The organism is Streptomyces sp. NPDC003035, from assembly GCF_042888285.1.
Lineage (GTDB): Bacteria > Actinomycetota > Actinomycetes > Streptomycetales > Streptomycetaceae > Streptomyces.
In genome coordinates this window covers 195,644-208,687 of sequence record NZ_JBIAPJ010000005.1, presented here as the reverse complement: position 1 = coordinate 208,687, position 13,044 = coordinate 195,644, and the positions used below count along the sequence as shown (strand labels likewise).

At 69.4% G+C, this 13,044-nt stretch carries 17 protein-coding genes and 1 tRNA gene; 4 read left to right on the top strand and 14 right to left on the bottom strand.

Going from position 1 to position 13,044, the window contains the following annotated elements; genetic code table 11:
- Window positions 1-6: 6 nt before the first annotated feature.
- Entirely contained in the window at window positions 7-495 is a 489-nt protein-coding gene (locus tag ACFYV5_RS17665; RefSeq protein WP_389169189.1) for a YajQ family cyclic di-GMP-binding protein, read from the bottom strand.
- A 182-nt stretch (window positions 496-677) separates the two neighbouring features.
- Between ACFYV5_RS17665 and ACFYV5_RS17660 the strand changes: the two genes are divergently transcribed.
- Window positions 678-759, top strand: a tRNA-Tyr gene (locus ACFYV5_RS17660).
- 163 nt (window positions 760-922) lie between these two features.
- Here ACFYV5_RS17660 and ACFYV5_RS17655 read toward each other — a convergent pair.
- The 10 genes from ACFYV5_RS17655 to ACFYV5_RS17610 form a co-directional block, all read right to left on the bottom strand.
- Complete coding sequence (locus tag ACFYV5_RS17655) at window positions 923-2,308, bottom strand: tyrosine-type recombinase/integrase (RefSeq protein WP_389169187.1); 1,386 nt, start codon at window positions 2,306-2,308, stop codon at window positions 923-925.
- Window positions 2,305-2,511, bottom strand: coding sequence for an AlpA family transcriptional regulator (locus ACFYV5_RS17650; protein ID WP_158989289.1), 207 nt, complete (start codon window positions 2,509-2,511; stop codon window positions 2,305-2,307). Before ACFYV5_RS17650 ends, ACFYV5_RS17655 begins: the two co-directional genes overlap by 4 nt.
- Before the next feature lie 500 nt (window positions 2,512-3,011).
- On the bottom strand, window positions 3,012-4,490 hold the full coding sequence (locus ACFYV5_RS17645; RefSeq protein ID WP_389169185.1) for an ATP-binding protein: 1,479 nt from the start codon (window positions 4,488-4,490) through the stop codon (window positions 3,012-3,014).
- 1 nt (window position 4,491) lies between these two features.
- Window positions 4,492-5,337 carry a bifunctional DNA primase/polymerase gene (locus ACFYV5_RS17640; protein WP_389169183.1) on the bottom strand — a complete coding sequence of 282 codons (846 nt, stop codon included), beginning with the start codon at window positions 5,335-5,337 and terminating at the stop codon, window positions 4,492-4,494.
- Window positions 5,338-5,421: 84 nt separating this feature from the next.
- Window positions 5,422-5,691, bottom strand: coding sequence for a hypothetical protein (locus tag ACFYV5_RS17635; RefSeq protein WP_389169181.1), 270 nt, complete (start codon window positions 5,689-5,691; stop codon window positions 5,422-5,424).
- Window positions 5,692-5,699: 8 nt separating this feature from the next.
- A complete protein-coding gene (locus ACFYV5_RS17630; protein WP_389169179.1) occupies window positions 5,700-5,888 on the bottom strand; it encodes a hypothetical protein in 189 nt (62 codons plus the stop codon).
- 160 nt (window positions 5,889-6,048) lie between these two features.
- On the bottom strand, window positions 6,049-6,294 hold the full coding sequence (locus tag ACFYV5_RS17625; RefSeq protein ID WP_389169177.1) for a hypothetical protein: 246 nt from the start codon (window positions 6,292-6,294) through the stop codon (window positions 6,049-6,051).
- 150 nt (window positions 6,295-6,444) lie between these two features.
- Window positions 6,445-8,523, bottom strand: a complete 2,079-nt coding sequence (locus ACFYV5_RS17620; RefSeq protein WP_389169175.1) for a cell division protein FtsK — start codon at window positions 8,521-8,523, stop codon at window positions 6,445-6,447.
- A 90-nt stretch (window positions 8,524-8,613) separates the two neighbouring features.
- A complete protein-coding gene (locus ACFYV5_RS17615; RefSeq protein ID WP_389169173.1) occupies window positions 8,614-8,799 on the bottom strand; it encodes a DUF6257 family protein in 186 nt (61 codons plus the stop codon).
- A gap of 224 nt (window positions 8,800-9,023) precedes the next feature.
- On the bottom strand, window positions 9,024-9,401 hold the full coding sequence (locus ACFYV5_RS17610; protein ID WP_389169171.1) for a DUF6251 family protein: 378 nt from the start codon (window positions 9,399-9,401) through the stop codon (window positions 9,024-9,026).
- 39 nt (window positions 9,402-9,440) lie between these two features.
- Here ACFYV5_RS17610 and ACFYV5_RS17605 point away from each other — a divergent pair, with 39 nt between their 5' ends.
- On the top strand, window positions 9,441-9,602 hold the full coding sequence (locus ACFYV5_RS17605; protein ID WP_389169170.1) for a hypothetical protein: 162 nt from the start codon (window positions 9,441-9,443) through the stop codon (window positions 9,600-9,602).
- A 7-nt stretch (window positions 9,603-9,609) separates the two neighbouring features.
- Here ACFYV5_RS17605 and ACFYV5_RS17600 read toward each other — a convergent pair whose 3' ends face one another.
- Both ACFYV5_RS17600 and ACFYV5_RS17595 read right to left on the bottom strand, forming a co-directional pair.
- Window positions 9,610-10,467, bottom strand: a complete 858-nt coding sequence (locus tag ACFYV5_RS17600; protein WP_389169168.1) for a protein spdB — start codon at window positions 10,465-10,467, stop codon at window positions 9,610-9,612.
- Complete coding sequence (locus ACFYV5_RS17595) at window positions 10,464-10,736, bottom strand: DUF6284 family protein (protein ID WP_389169167.1); 273 nt, start codon at window positions 10,734-10,736, stop codon at window positions 10,464-10,466. The genes ACFYV5_RS17600 and ACFYV5_RS17595 overlap by 4 nt, the downstream gene beginning before the upstream one ends.
- A gap of 505 nt (window positions 10,737-11,241) precedes the next feature.
- Here ACFYV5_RS17595 and ACFYV5_RS17590 point away from each other — a divergent pair.
- The gene (locus ACFYV5_RS17590; protein ID WP_389169165.1) at window positions 11,242-12,009 is read left to right on the top strand and encodes a helix-turn-helix domain-containing protein; all 768 of its coding nucleotides are present in this window, start codon (window positions 11,242-11,244) and stop codon (window positions 12,007-12,009) included.
- The gene (locus ACFYV5_RS17585; protein WP_389169163.1) at window positions 12,006-12,479 is read left to right on the top strand and encodes an NUDIX domain-containing protein; all 474 of its coding nucleotides are present in this window, start codon (window positions 12,006-12,008) and stop codon (window positions 12,477-12,479) included. The genes ACFYV5_RS17590 and ACFYV5_RS17585 overlap by 4 nt, the downstream gene beginning before the upstream one ends.
- Here ACFYV5_RS17585 and ACFYV5_RS17580 read toward each other — a convergent pair.
- Window positions 12,467-13,036: an HD domain-containing protein gene (locus ACFYV5_RS17580; RefSeq protein ID WP_389169162.1), complete on the bottom strand. Its 570-nt coding sequence runs from the start codon at window positions 13,034-13,036 to the stop codon at window positions 12,467-12,469. The two genes, ACFYV5_RS17585 and ACFYV5_RS17580, sit on opposite strands and share 13 nt — an antisense overlap.
- Between the last annotated feature and the right edge of the window lie 8 nt (window positions 13,037-13,044).

Sequence of the window (13,044 nt, the reverse complement as noted above, 5' to 3'; positions counted from 1 at the left end):
TCGTGACTAGCGGTAGTTCACGAACTGGATCGCGAAGTCGAAGTCCTTGCCCTTGAGCAGCGCCTGCACGGCCTGCAGGTCGTCCCGGCTCTTCGAGCTGACCCGCAGCTCGTCACCCTGGACCTGCGCCTTGACGCCCTTGGGGCCCTCGTCGCGGATGACCTTGGAGACCTTCTTGGCGTTCTCCTGGGAGATGCCCTCCTCGATCGTGGCGAAGATCTTGTACTCCTTGCCGGACAGCTGCGGCTCACCGGCGTCCAGCGACTTCAGCGAGATCCCGCGCTTGATCAGCTTGGTCTCGAAGATGTCGAGGATCGCCTTGACCCGCTCCTCGCCGTTGGCCTGCATCAGGATCTTCTCGCCCGACCAGGAGATCGAGGCGTCCGTGCCCTTGAAGTCGTAGCGCTGCGAGATCTCCTTCGCGGCCTGGTTGAGGGCGTTGTCGACCTCCTGCCGCTCGACCTTGGAGACGATGTCGAAACTGGAGTCGGCCATGACGTGTGGCTCCTTGCGTCGAATGCGTTGCGGTTGCGTTGGCGTACGGGGCAAGCCTAGTCATCCGATCACCCCCGAACCGCTGATCAATCCGGTGGCGAAGCACCCCTGGGGATCAGGTATCGTTTACGTCGTTGCCACGGAGCACCGCCGAAAAGCGGCTCCTAGCAGCGACATCCCATGGCGGTGTGCCCGAGTGGCCAATGGGAGCGGACTGTAAATCCGTCGGCTTAGCCTACCCAGGTTCGAATCCTGGCGCCGCCACGCGATAAGAACGGCCCCTGATCTGTGGAAACGCTGATCAGGGGCCGTTCTGCTGTGCCCGCTCGCAGGGCATGACTGTCTCGCTGTATCCCACCGAATCCCGGGGTCTACCAGCACTTCTGGACGAGCCGTGGACGGGAATCCCGGGGCCTACCTGCGGGCCTCACGGCCCGGCCGGTGCGCCGGCGCGGTGCTGGTTCAGCCGCGCGGAGATCTTCGCGTTGGCGGCCTCGTCGCCGCCCTTCAGGAACTTCGCGTACACCCGGAAGAGCACGGCAACGGAGTGGCCGGCCCGCTGGGCGACGAGCTGCGGCTCCACGCCGGAGCTGAGCCAGGTGGAGACAGCCGCGTGACGAAGGTCATAGGGACGCTTGGCCAGCTTGGATTCCTGTTCGGAGGGGCTGAGAGCGTCCGCGCGGGCGCCCGCCCAGACCTCCCCGTAGCCGCTCTCCTGCACCATCCCACCCCGGGCGGTCCGGAACAGCCGGCCGTCCGCGTGCGTGCCGTACACCGTGACGTGCCATCGGAGCATCGAGACCAGCTCGGGCGGGATCGGCACGTGCCGGACGGCCTTCCGCGTCCGGTGCTTCAGCCCGCGCCGGTCGTGGGCCTCGCCGGTGTCCGTCCAGGAACTTCCGGAGCGGGCACGGCTCTCACGGAGCCGGATGAGTCCCCAGCCGCGCCGGGGCAGCTCGAAGTCCTGGAGTCGGACGCCGACCAGCTCCCCTGGGCGGGCGCCCGCGTAGTAGATGCATCCGAAGAACGCCTCCAGGTGCCGCCCGCGGGCGCCCTGCTTCCGCACGGCAGCCAGGAGCGCGGCGGCCTGCTGGGGATCCGGGACGGCTTGAGGGTCCACCTCCTCCTCTACCTTCTCGGGTGCCTTCCACTTGATCGCCGTCATCGGGTTCTCGGCCAGGAGCTCGGCGTCCACGGCGAGGCCGAGCGCCTGGTGGAAGATGGCCCGCTTTCGAGCGATGACCGCCCCTGACGACGTCTTGCCGTCCAGCCGGCGGGCGCAGGCGTCCAGCGCCCGCCGCACGCGCAGCCGGTCGGCCAGGCTGGACGTCGGGACGGATTTCCGCTCCACCCAGGCGAGCAGGCCGGCGATGTCCTCCGGCGTCTCCTCCTTCCAGCGGTTCACGTTGAAGCCCCAGGTGTAGAGCGCGCGGCGCACGGCCTTGTGGTCAGGCATCCCCTTCGTGTCCTTCACCAGCGCCAGCGTCACGGTGGCCATGGCCTCCGCCAGGTTGCGGCGAGTGGAGGCGGGGGAGTGGTCCCACTTCATCTCCACGTAGTTCCTGGCGTGCTGGTACCAGGAGATGTCCTTGGCCTTCTGGACCATCGACTTGGGCAGGCCGCTTTCGACGTCCCAGGGTTCACCCTCGCGCGTAGCGGTGATGAACTGCGCGCGCCGGCTCTCGGCGAGCCCGAGCGTCAGGAAGGACTCGGAGAACGGCTTCGTACCGACCTGCCAGCGGAGCTGATACGGCTTGCGGTACGGCCGCTTGCGGATGCTCCAGATCCGCACGGTGTAGCTCCAGTCGGTCACGCAGTCTCCAGTTCGTTCAGGAAGGCGTCGAGGGCGCTGCGGCGGATCCGCAGGTGCCCGTTGGGAAGGCGCTTCACCTCGGGGCCGTAGCCGCGGTTGCGCCAGCGGTACCAGGTGGCTCGGGTGATGCCGATCTCGGTGAGGACGTCGGTCAGGGGCAGCAGCTCGTCGGCGGGCTGACGTCGGCGGGCGGTACGGGACATCAGGTCTCCTCGAGGTGGAGAGTTCGGAGTGAGTTACGTGCGTGCGTTGCCGGGGCGGGGCCGGGTTCGGGCTTCCCGCGGTCCGCGTCTGTCCTAGGTGCGGATTTCTGCGTCACTGCGTCATTCGTGTCACTCGGGCGTCTGACCTGCGGGTTTCGGTGACACAGCGGGCCTCGGGGTGCGTCACCGGTGACGCGGGTCTCCGTCATGGGTGACACAGGTGACGCGGGGTGACGCAGAGATTGGCTCCTGCGTCACCGTCATAGCCCCAGGTCAGGGGTCGTTTGCGGGGCTGTGGTGACGCAGGTGACGCAGGGTCTCTTCTCTTAGGAAAAGAGGGGGGGTGGTGTCTGTGGTTGTGCGCGCCTCAGAACGTGATGAAGGAGCCGCGATGCGGCACGTCCTTCAGGCGGCGGCAAGCCGCCGAATAGCAAGAGGAGCACCCCGCGCCCGGGCCGGGTGCTCCTCTTGCTTGTGCGCGAGCGGTCGCGGCGCCGCGGTTAGAACATCGGTTTCTGCTGCTCGGGCGCCGGCGCGGTGAGCGGTCGGGTCATTTCGATGTAGCGGGCGGTGTTGGTGCGGCCCCAGTCGATGAGGACGTCTCGTGCGGCGAGGGTCGGTTGGAGCCGCTTGAGGCGGTCGGAGAGGACCTTGCCGGTGCTGGGCCACCCCTTGGGCAGGGGGCGGAAGTCCTCTCCGGTGTAGAGCTGGGTGAGGCAGTGCAGCCACTCGGCTGACGTCATCCGCACTTCCGCGCCCGGATCGAGGCCGGCCGCGTGCTTAAGAACGGTCTGTGCCAGGAGGTCTCCCTCGATGACGTCGTCGTTGAGGTCGTCGAGGCTCGCCCGGTAGGCGTTCAGTGCTCCGAGGCCAGCTGCCGCGTCGAGCTGGGCGCAGAGGTGAGCGAAGTCCGCCATCCGCAGGTCGGTCGGGATCTCGGCCTGGGCGGCACGGACCTTGACGGTGAGGTCGAGGAGCGAGCCGAGGATGACGGGCAGGGCCTCTTCGTACTCCGCCCACAGCTCCGCCTCGGTCCTGCGCACCCGGGGGCGCTCCAGCCGGAGTGGGAGGAGGCGTTCGGCGAGGTCGGGGCGGATGACGCCCACGTCGATGCCGGTCAGGAGCAGGGGGCGGCGGTAGCGGGAGCGGACGACGTCGCCGTCGGTGAACAGGGCGCGCTTGACGTTCTCGGCGCCGGTGACGATGCAGCACATGGCGTCGGACAGGTCCGGGGTCATGTGGGAGAGGTTGTCCAGGGCGGTGACCCAACCGGCGGCCACGGCCGCGATCAGGTTCTCCTCGTCCTTCGGCGCGCGGCGCAGGTCCCCGCTCATCCCCTCGACGATGCGGACCAGCATCCGGCCGCCAGTGGACTTGCCCGCACCCTGGGGGCCGGTGAGGAACGGGGCAGGGACGGGCACGGACGGTCCGAGGCAGCCGATCAGCCAGGCGATGGCCAGACACTCAGTCTCGGCGCCGGCGAAGTTGCACAGCCGGAGCAGGAGGTCGATGCCCTTGCCGTTGGTGTCTTTGGCCGGCAGGGGCAGTTCCCCGGTGAGCTGGGTGCGGCGCCAGCACACCTCGCGCGGGTCAGGGGTGGTGATGTCCCAGCCGGTGGGGTGGATGCGGACGGACTGTCCGTCGGTGCGGCCCAGGTCGAGCCACGTCGCCCCGTCGAACCCGGGCGCGACCCGGATGTGGACCGGCTGCACCGTCTCGGTCAGCGCGAGTGCTTCGATCAAGTCCAACGCCTCCTTGAGCGCGGTGCCGTTGAATACGCCGCACCCGTCCTTGAACAGGCCGACCATGAGTTCCTGACGGTGGCTGCCCGTGGTGCCCTGCGAGCGGATCGGCCGTGCGACGGGGTGGCCGTTCTTCTGCGCGTACACGGTGCCGTCGGCCGTACGGAAGTAGCGGAAGTTGGCCTGCGCGTAGTCGGTAATGATCTCGCGGGCCGGAGTCTTCTCGTCCTCAGCCATGTCACAGCCCCAATGCGGTGCGGGCGTTCGTCCACGCGTCCGTGCAGTGCCGGGCCGATTCACCCTTGGCCTGCGCGGCGGTGAACAGCCGGTCGATATGCGCCTCGGTGAGGCAGCCGCACCGGCCATGGGCAGACAGCACCGCGAGGAACGTCCGGTACACAGTCGCGTGGACCTGGCTGCGGGCCTCGGTGATGCGCTGCTCCGCCATGGCGATGCCACGCTCGAGGTAGGCAGGCGCGCGGTGTGGGCACTGCCCGCCACCGGCCGGCGCGGGCACGGTGCACCGTACGGGCCGGACGACGGCAGGGTCCTTCACGACCAGGGCGCGAGCGGTGGCGGGGAGGTCGGCCATGGTGCCCACCCCGGGGCCGAGCCAGCGGGCGTAGGACATGGAGGACTTGATGTCCACGCCGGTCCGCACACCGTTGGCGGACTGCATGGTCCCTCGGTAGATCCAGTGCTCGCCCCGCGTCGTGGCCACGGTGCGGGTCGGGGGCAGGGCTTCACGGGCCCAGGTGATCGCCTCGGCGTCGTCCAGGTCGACCACGGTCACCCCGGCCTCGCCCGGGTGGTAGGCGACGGCCCCAGCGCGGCGCCATGCGCCCGCCCACGGGCCGGAGGACACCACGTCGGGGTCGGTGGTGGCGGCGGCCCAACCGTGGCACGGGCGGGGGCACTGGCACGGTCCGGGGGTCTTCATGTTCGGCCGGCCGCCGCACGCGTTGTCGCGGCAGTCGGGGCAGTTGCCGAACGGCCGCTTGTCGGCGCTCAGCGGAAGTACTGGCAGACCATTGGCGGCGAGGGTGAGCGCGCTGTCTCGCCGGATCAGTACGGGATGGGTCATGCTGGGTGTCTCCAGTTCTCTGATCGGTGCTGGACGAGGGCGGCCCCGGGTCTTGGCGGATTCAGGGGGCCGCCGTTGGCGTTGCTAGAACGGCGGTTCGTCGCTGTAGCCGTTGCCCCACGGGTCGACGTGCGGCTGACGGCGACGCGGGAGACGCGGCAGCGGGAGCAGGACCCACGAGCGGTTCTCGTCCCAGCAGGGGCACGGGTCCCACTCGGTCCCGGCGTACTCGCCGGTCTCGTGGTCGCCGTAGTCGCGGTTGTGCCCTCCCTCGCCCTGGCAGTCGGGGCGGGGGGTGTCGGTCAGAAGCAGGGCTTTGCGGGGCCAGTCGGTGGCCCGGATGCGCAGTCGCACGAAGGTCCTCACAGGTTGCTGATCGCGGTGATGAGGTCGGTGGTGAGCTGGTTGATGGGTTCGGCGGCGCCGGTGGAGGCGAGGAAGAACCCGAATCCGGCGGCGGTGAACGCGGCGCTGGGGGTGAGGCTGTGGGAGCGCAGGAGGAAGAACAGGACGAGCCCGAACAGGGCGACGAGCGAGACTGTGATGGCCATGCCGAAACTCCCTTGATCACTGGGTGGGGCGGGTGGGTAGGGTGCGGGAACCTCGGGTGCTGACAAGCTCGGGGACATGGCCGACGGCGCGTCCGCCTAGCTCCTTCTCGGAGCGGGGTCCGTCTCATGACGGGCGCCGTCGGCCGCTTGGTGTCCGGGCTCAGCGGGTGCCGGCGCGGTGGATCGCGCGGCTGTGGTTGGCGAGGCGGCGGCCGAGGCGCAGACGCTTGCCCTGGCCCTCGCAGCGACGGCAGGGCTTGGCCCGCTTCAAGCGGCCCTTGCGGTCGACCTTGAGCTTGTAGCCGAGCCCGCTGCACTTGCGGCAGGGGCCGAACGGAGAGGCCGTACACAACAGTGCGTAACCGGTGAGGGTGGCGAGCAGGAGTAGGGTGCTAGCGGCGAGCATGGGTGGTCACTCCCTCTGCAGGGGCGGTTTCCGGGGGTTTTCGCAGGTGGGCCGCTAGACGCTAGTCAGCAGGTCAGCGCCCCTTTTGTGTGCTAGCGAGGCTGCTAGACCTAGCGGGCGCGGGTGCTAGGTCTAGCAGCGGTGCTGGGGTCAGGCGGCGGCCCTGTCGGCGTTACGGCGAGTGATGGCGGCGGTGATGTCGGCGCGCTCGATGCCGCGCCGGTTGGCGCCCTTGCCGTCGTCGGTGGTGCCCCAGACCTGGCCGGGCTTGATGCCCCAGGGCTTGAGGGCGGCGGTGACGTTCTCGCCCTTCCACCCGGCGTAGGTGTCGGGCCGGAGCTCGGCGAGGCGGGCGGCGATCCGCTCGCACCACACGGCCTTCTCGCCGTCGGCGATGACGTCGATGACGTCGGCGAGGATGTCGCTGCCGGTGGTCTTGTCGGGGCCCTTGCCGATGGCGTGGCCTGTGACGTTGCCGTACTCCTCGCGCGCCTGCCGGGCACGGCCCACGACCTGCTCGGCGGCGACCGCGTCGACGAACGCGGACGCGACGATGCGCGGGTCGTCGCCCTCGCCGGCCATCCAGCAGATGCCCCGGTCGGAGCGGGAGAACATCGTGGCCCGGTACCCGGACTTGTACATCGACGTGCCCAGGACCATGTCGTTGGCGGGCTGGCCCATGACCTTCAGGCAGAACCGCAGCACGGCGTTCGCGGAGATGCCAGTCGGCAAGGACTTGGCGTCCGGGCGCTGGGTGCCGAACATGCCGACGATGCCGAGCGCGGGGCCGCGCTTGACCAGGTCGGTGCAGATGGCCTCGATCTCCTTGCCGTACTCCTCGTGCTCGAAGGGCACCTGGCACTCATCGAACCCGACGACGATCGGGTGCAGCCCCAGGCTCTTGTCGTTCGCCAGGGCCGGGGTGACCTTCGACTCCGGGCAGCGGGAGCGGGGCAGGGACTTGATGACCTTCGCCCGCCGTCGCAGCTCCTCCTTCAGCTCGCGCAGCGCGGCGACGACGTATTCGATGTCCTCGTCCTCCTCGCCGGCGCGGTAGCGGTGGCAGACCGGCTCCAGGGCGCCGAAGTCACCGGTGCCCTTGAAGTCGAACGCGTGGATCTCCGCGCGCGGGTCGAGGGCGGCGATGAGCAGGAGCAGCCGCATGAGGAACGTCTTGCCCATGCGGGGAATGGAGCCGACGACGATCGCGGCGAACATCAGGGTCACCGTCACGTCCCGCATCCGCTGGTCGTTGCCGAACACGACCGGCTTGAACAGGTCGACCGTGCCCGTCTTCAGCAGCGGCCAGGCCGGTTTCGTGGTCTCGTTCATCGGCTTGTCCCCGACCCACAGCACCAGCCGTCCTTCGTGCTGCTCGGGGTCCGGGGAGGGCCACACACAGCCGGTCTTCCGGCGAAGACCGGAGGCGAGAGGCTTGCGGGCCTCCATGATGTCCTCGGGTGTCACGCCGTAGGGAAGGTCCAGGTCAGCCCGGTATCCGGGTCCGTCCCGCACGATCTCCGAGACAAACCGCAGACCGTTCATGTCGCCGCCCTTCTTGATGGCGGCGGAGATCTTCGCATTGCCGATCGAGTCCAGGCCCCGGAGCACGATCGACCCGGTGAGCTTCTGCACCTCGGTCTTCAGCACGGCCGGACCGACCACCGGGGCGTCGGGCTGCTGCCCGGCGAACCCGAGGAGCAGCACACCGCCGGCGGCGAACGCGTACAGGAACGCGGGGGCGATGACGTAGAGCCAGAGGGCGAATCCGACCCCGAACACGGCCGCCACCAGCGTCACCAGGCCACGCAGCCGGATGCGTCCGGCCCGCAGCTTCGCCAGCCGCATGTACTCCTCGACGTCCTCGGTCCGCACCGCGTAGTCCCGCAACGGTGCGGCCTCGCGGTCCCACACCCACCGGTTGGTGGACGTGATGAACCGGCACGCTCCCCGCGGCGACATCAGCGCCAGGCGTCCGGCGTAGACCGGCAGGCGGACCCCGTGGAACAGGGCCGCGTAGCCGAGGTTGGCGCCCGCGTGGCGGGTGGTGGCGAGGAAGTCGCGCCGGTTGGTGAGCCATCCGGCGAGGACCGGCTTGCGCTTCTCGATGGTGACCTTCGGGTCGGGCAGCGACGGGTTGTCCACCAGCGTCGGGGCGATGGGCGTCTCGTCGTCGTGGTCGATGTCGGGCACGGGCCGCAGGTGCGTGGCCGTGGGCGTCTCGGTCATGCTGGTGGTCTCCTGCTGCTCGAAAGGGCGGTGAAGGGGCCCGGGGACGGCGCGGTTTCCTTGGCCGGGACGGCCGTCCCCGGGGCACAGCTACTTGCGCTTGGCGTTCTTCTCGGCGCGCTTGCGGGCGCGGTCGATGATCCGGTCGACCTTGCGTTCCAGGTCGCGCATGTGGACGGTCTCGCTGGCGATGGAGCGCTTCGCCATGCGGGCGACGTAGTAGGCGACCTTGGCGTGCTCGCCGGCCGTCAGCTTCGGATCGGGGTTTTTCGCCATCAGTGGGTCTCCCTCTTCCGGTCGTGGGTCAGCGGCGGGTGGTGCGGGGCAGGGGGAAGAAGCACTTCGGGCACTTGGTGACGTCCGGGTAGCGGCCCAGGCCGGTGCGGCAGGAGGGGCAGTTGGCACAGCCGTGCTTGCTCATGCGGAGGTCCTCTCAGGTGGGCTCGGGTCTGTCCCGGCTCCCAGCCCGCCCCGGGTGCTCCGGGACGGACAGGCAGCCGTCAGCGACGCCGACGAGCCCTGCGGACCGCGCTTGCGGCGGCCCTGCCGTCCTGGCCTCCGACCGTCTTCACGACGGTCACAACGCCCCAGGTCAGGGCGACAGCCAGGAACGCGAGGATCGCCAGGTTCGCGGCGATCGCGGTCAGCGCCCCGACCAGGAGAGGGCCGAAGTAGACCCCGGCGGCGACCGCGCCGGCACCCACCCCGGAGCCGAGCGCGACCCGCTGCACTGTCCGGTCCGGCGGCGCCTGGTGGATGTGCTGGTGCACCACCTGCGGAACGGCGGTGGGCTGGTGGATGGCGGGGAGTTGGTCGGCGTAGACGTAGGTGCCGTCCGGGAGCTGCACCACGGGTGCGGGCTCGGGAAGATTGTTCATCGGTTCTCCCTGGTCAGGAGGGCCGCTACAGTCGCGGCCATGGGGGCAATAGAGATCGAGCTGGACCCGCTGCCGTGCCGCTGGTGCCAGAAGCTGATCAAGCAACCGAAGTGGTGGCGCCCGAAGCGGCACTGCGGCCGCTCGCACCGCGTGAAGACGCGTTTGGTGAATGCGCTGGTCCGCGTGCTGGAGCATCTGTAGCCGCCGGTCAGGCGGCCACGCGCTTCCACGCGGCCCGCAGTCGGACTTCCGAGGCGGAGTGGCCGGCGGCGCGGAAGCGCGCGGCCATTTCCCGGTAGGACAGTGCCGGGGTCTGGCTGTGCCGGATCTGGTCGACGAGCGCGTCGAGCGCTTCATCGGTGAGCGCGGGCGCGTCCAGGGCGAGCGCCACGGGTTCGGTGGGGCCCCAGACCGGCAGGTCCCAGGTGGGTGTGACGCCAGGCGTGACGCGGGTCGTCACGCTGGTCAGCGCCCTGCCGGTGCCCTCGCCGTCCCGGGCCGTCTCCAGCGTCGACCAGGCCCGCGAGAGGGTCTGTGCTGTCTTGGCCTGGACGCGTGCGACGCGGGCACCGGCCTGCGTCACGGCCATCAGCCGGGTCTCCTCGGTGGCGGCATCGGCCCGCAGCCGGGCGCGGGCCACGGCCGCTTCGTCCCGGGCTTCCTGCTGGATGCCGCGGATCGCTCCGAGAGCTCCGGGGGTCAGTGCTGTGCGCTCCCACAGCCCGTGCACCAGCCAGAGGGCCTTCGCGGCGACGGGCAGCCAGGCGACGGCCAGCCACGCGCCGGTGGACTCCTCGGCGGTGAGCGCGTGGGCGACCAGGACGCCCGTGGCGACCAGGCCGAAGCACCAGCCGACGATCGTGACACCAGTCGACCGGTCGCCCTGCGCGGCCAGGCGACGTTCGTAGGCGAGGGTGGCCAGCCACCCGCCGTCGATGCCGAGACCGACGACCAGGGCGACGGGCCACGGCATCGCCGTGCCCAGCCACATCACGACGACGGCCAGAGTCAGCACCATGGACACCGCCGTCATCGCGACGGCGGGCAGCACGGTCTTGGCGTTCATGCCGCACCACCCGGCACGCTCAGCCCGCCGGCGGTGCGGTTCGTCAGGTCCCGCCGCGCGGCCAGCACCCGGTTCCGGGCCCTGCGCACACGGCGGGTGTCCAGCTCGGAGGCTGGCCGGTCGATGGTCATGATCTGCGCGTCGAGCAGGTCGACCTCCGCCAGAATCAGCGGCATCTCCTGCTCGATCGCGTCCAGCTCCGCAGTCGACGGCTCACCGTCGAACGGGACGGCCGTAACAGCGGCCTGAAGTGCAGCGATGGACTTCATTGGGTCGTGCTCCTCTCAGACAGGAACGGCCCGAACCGAGGCCCCGGTGTTCCAGCACCGGGGCCTCTCGCCGTTAGAACCAGGAATCCGGCTCCCCGCCACTCCGCCCGTACGAGACGGGCGGAGGAGGCAACCGGCCGCAGCCGTCGAAGCCGCGGAGAGGTCGAGTGCGCGGACCTACGCCGCGCCGGCCGCCTTGTTGTGCCTAAGGACAGGCGGCAGACCCTCATCACGCTGTTCAGTTCTCAAGCACCGATCGCTTCCTTTGGAGCCGCTTCACCGACTCCTCCGGGCTGAGGTACATGTATTACCTGTACCTCATGGTGGGGCGGAAATATCGCGGCGTCAAGTCCTTCGGTTTTTCGACTTCGCGAGTCCGCCCCGCTCGATCTGCCTTCAGCTTGGCGGCAGTTGCCCAGACGCTGGACCTCGCAGGTGTACGACTCGGGGACAGCTTCGCTACGGTGAAGTCGTCCCAAGTCGTCCCACTGGGGGAGTGCACGGCATGGCCAATGAGAGGCTGCGCGGCGCCATCATCGAGAGCGGTATGACACTCGATCAGGTCGCTGAACGGCTCGGGGTTTCAGCGAAGACGGTCGAACGCTGGATCAATGAACCGAAGCGCCAGCCGTACCGCCGATTCAAGTACGCGGCGGCCTCGCTACTGCGATGCGAGATGTCCTACCTGTGGCCCGAGGAACGAACGTCGGCCGAGGTCACCGAGGCCGGGAACGCTGAGCTCATCCGGCTGTACCCCCACCGCTCCGTCGTACCGAACAGGCTGTGGCCGCAGCTCTACGCGCAGGCGAGGCGACAGTTCGACGTGCTGGTGTACTCCGGGTTCTGGCTTACCGAGGACGCGGCCTTCCACCAGGTCGTGAAGGAGAAGTCAGCGGCCGGCATCCCCGTTCGGTTCATGCTCGGCGACCCGGACAGCGCGGCAGTCGCGGTACGCGGTGCGGACGAGGGGATCGGGTCCGCCATGGCGAGCAAGATTCGGAACGCGCTGGTCAACTACGCGCCGCTCTTCGGGCTCCCGGGGGTGGAGTTCCGGCTCCACGGCACAACGCTCTACAACTCGCTCTACCGCGCCGACGACGAGCTGCTCGCCAACGGCCACCTTTACGGCGTGGGTGCCTACATGGCTCCTGTGCTGCACATCCAGCGGGTTCCAGGCGGAGAGCTGTTCGATGCCTACGCTGAGAGCATCGAGCGAGTCTGGGAGGCATCGCGGCCCATCTCGTCCCCCACCGACCTCGGAGGTCTCGCATGAGCCGGATCGACTACTTCCGCGACCCCAGCGCACCGACGGCGAACTCCGTGGTCCCTTCGGTCACGGCTGTCGTCCTCGACGAAGCCGGGCGGCTTCTGATCATCCACAAGACAGACAACAACCTGTGGGCATTGCCCGGGGGCGGTCACGACATCGGCGAGCGCATCGGTGACACGGTCGTGCGAGAGGTCGAGGAAGAGACTGGGATCAGGGTCGAGGTCGACGGCATCGTCGGGCTCTACACGGACCCGGAGCACGTGCTCGCGTACGACGACGGCGAAGTGCGGCAGCAGTTCTCCATCTGCTTCCGTGCCCACCCTGTCGGCGGGTCCCTGCGGACAAGCAGCGAATCGAAAGAGGTCCGCTGGATCGACCCAGCGGACCTCGATGACCTCGACATCCATCCCTCGATGCGCCTGCGCATCCAGCACGGCCTGGACAAATCGCGGAGCGAGCCCTACATCGGCTGAGCACCGGCGGTGGCCCGGGCCATGCGGCCTTCCACCCGCTCCGCGGCTGCGTAGATCTCGGGCGCCGCTCGCTGGATGAAGCGGCCCACGATCGTGTCCGGGCCGTACCGCTGCACGATCTCGTCCAGTCGTGCGGCTGGCGTGGTGTGCATCCCGTCCGGAGTCGTCGTCATGTCCGACGCGATCAGCGCGTCGACCAGCTCGGGCCGCTCCAGCTCGAACTCCGTCTCCAGCTCACGCCGGAGTCCTCGCTCCTCGGCCTCGAGGAGCGCACAGGAATGGTGCGCCACGAGCCGGACGACCCGCTCGTCGGCGCTCTCCTGGTCACGGAGGAATCGTGCCCCGTCGAGCGGGTGGAAGCCGGTGGTAGCGATCGAGGGGGAGTAGCCCACGTCGTGGAGTACTGCGGCTGCCTCCAGCAGCTCCGCGTCGTTGCCGAGGATCGGACTCAGCGAGCGAGCCCGCTCGGCGACCCCGAGGGAGTGTGCCCAGCGACGCGGCAACGGCTTGGACAGCATCGATTGGGAGAGACAGTACGCCCACTCAGTTAGCCCCATGGACGGCA

Excerpts from the sequence above, each read along its gene's own strand:
- ACFYV5_RS17595 (WP_389169167.1), bottom strand. The coding sequence starts at position 10,736 with ATGAAGTCCATCGCTGCACTTCAGGCCGCTGTTACGGCCGTCCCGTTC.
- ACFYV5_RS17625 (WP_389169177.1), bottom strand. The coding sequence starts at position 6,294 with ATGCTCGCCGCTAGCACCCTACTCCTGCTCGCCACCCTCACCGGTTAC.
- ACFYV5_RS17605 (WP_389169170.1), top strand. The coding sequence starts at position 9,441 with ATGGGGGCAATAGAGATCGAGCTGGACCCGCTGCCGTGCCGCTGGTGC.
- ACFYV5_RS17610 (WP_389169171.1), bottom strand. The coding sequence starts at position 9,401 with ATGAACAATCTTCCCGAGCCCGCACCCGTGGTGCAGCTCCCGGACGGC.
- ACFYV5_RS17650 (WP_158989289.1), bottom strand. The coding sequence starts at position 2,511 with ATGTCCCGTACCGCCCGCCGACGTCAGCCCGCCGACGAGCTGCTGCCC.
- ACFYV5_RS17615 (WP_389169173.1), bottom strand. The coding sequence starts at position 8,799 with ATGGCGAAAAACCCCGATCCGAAGCTGACGGCCGGCGAGCACGCCAAG.
- ACFYV5_RS17620 (WP_389169175.1), bottom strand. The coding sequence starts at position 8,523 with ATGACCGAGACGCCCACGGCCACGCACCTGCGGCCCGTGCCCGACATC.
- ACFYV5_RS17580 (WP_389169162.1), bottom strand. The coding sequence starts at position 13,036 with ATGGGGCTAACTGAGTGGGCGTACTGTCTCTCCCAATCGATGCTGTCC.
- ACFYV5_RS17590 (WP_389169165.1), top strand. The coding sequence starts at position 11,242 with ATGGCCAATGAGAGGCTGCGCGGCGCCATCATCGAGAGCGGTATGACA.
- ACFYV5_RS17585 (WP_389169163.1), top strand. The coding sequence starts at position 12,006 with ATGAGCCGGATCGACTACTTCCGCGACCCCAGCGCACCGACGGCGAAC.
- ACFYV5_RS17600 (WP_389169168.1), bottom strand. The coding sequence starts at position 10,467 with ATGAACGCCAAGACCGTGCTGCCCGCCGTCGCGATGACGGCGGTGTCC.
- ACFYV5_RS17645 (WP_389169185.1), bottom strand. The coding sequence starts at position 4,490 with ATGGCTGAGGACGAGAAGACTCCGGCCCGCGAGATCATTACCGACTAC.
- ACFYV5_RS17665 (WP_389169189.1), bottom strand. The coding sequence starts at position 495 with ATGGCCGACTCCAGTTTCGACATCGTCTCCAAGGTCGAGCGGCAGGAG.
- ACFYV5_RS17640 (WP_389169183.1), bottom strand. The coding sequence starts at position 5,337 with ATGACCCATCCCGTACTGATCCGGCGAGACAGCGCGCTCACCCTCGCC.
- ACFYV5_RS17630 (WP_389169179.1), bottom strand. The coding sequence starts at position 5,888 with ATGGCCATCACAGTCTCGCTCGTCGCCCTGTTCGGGCTCGTCCTGTTC.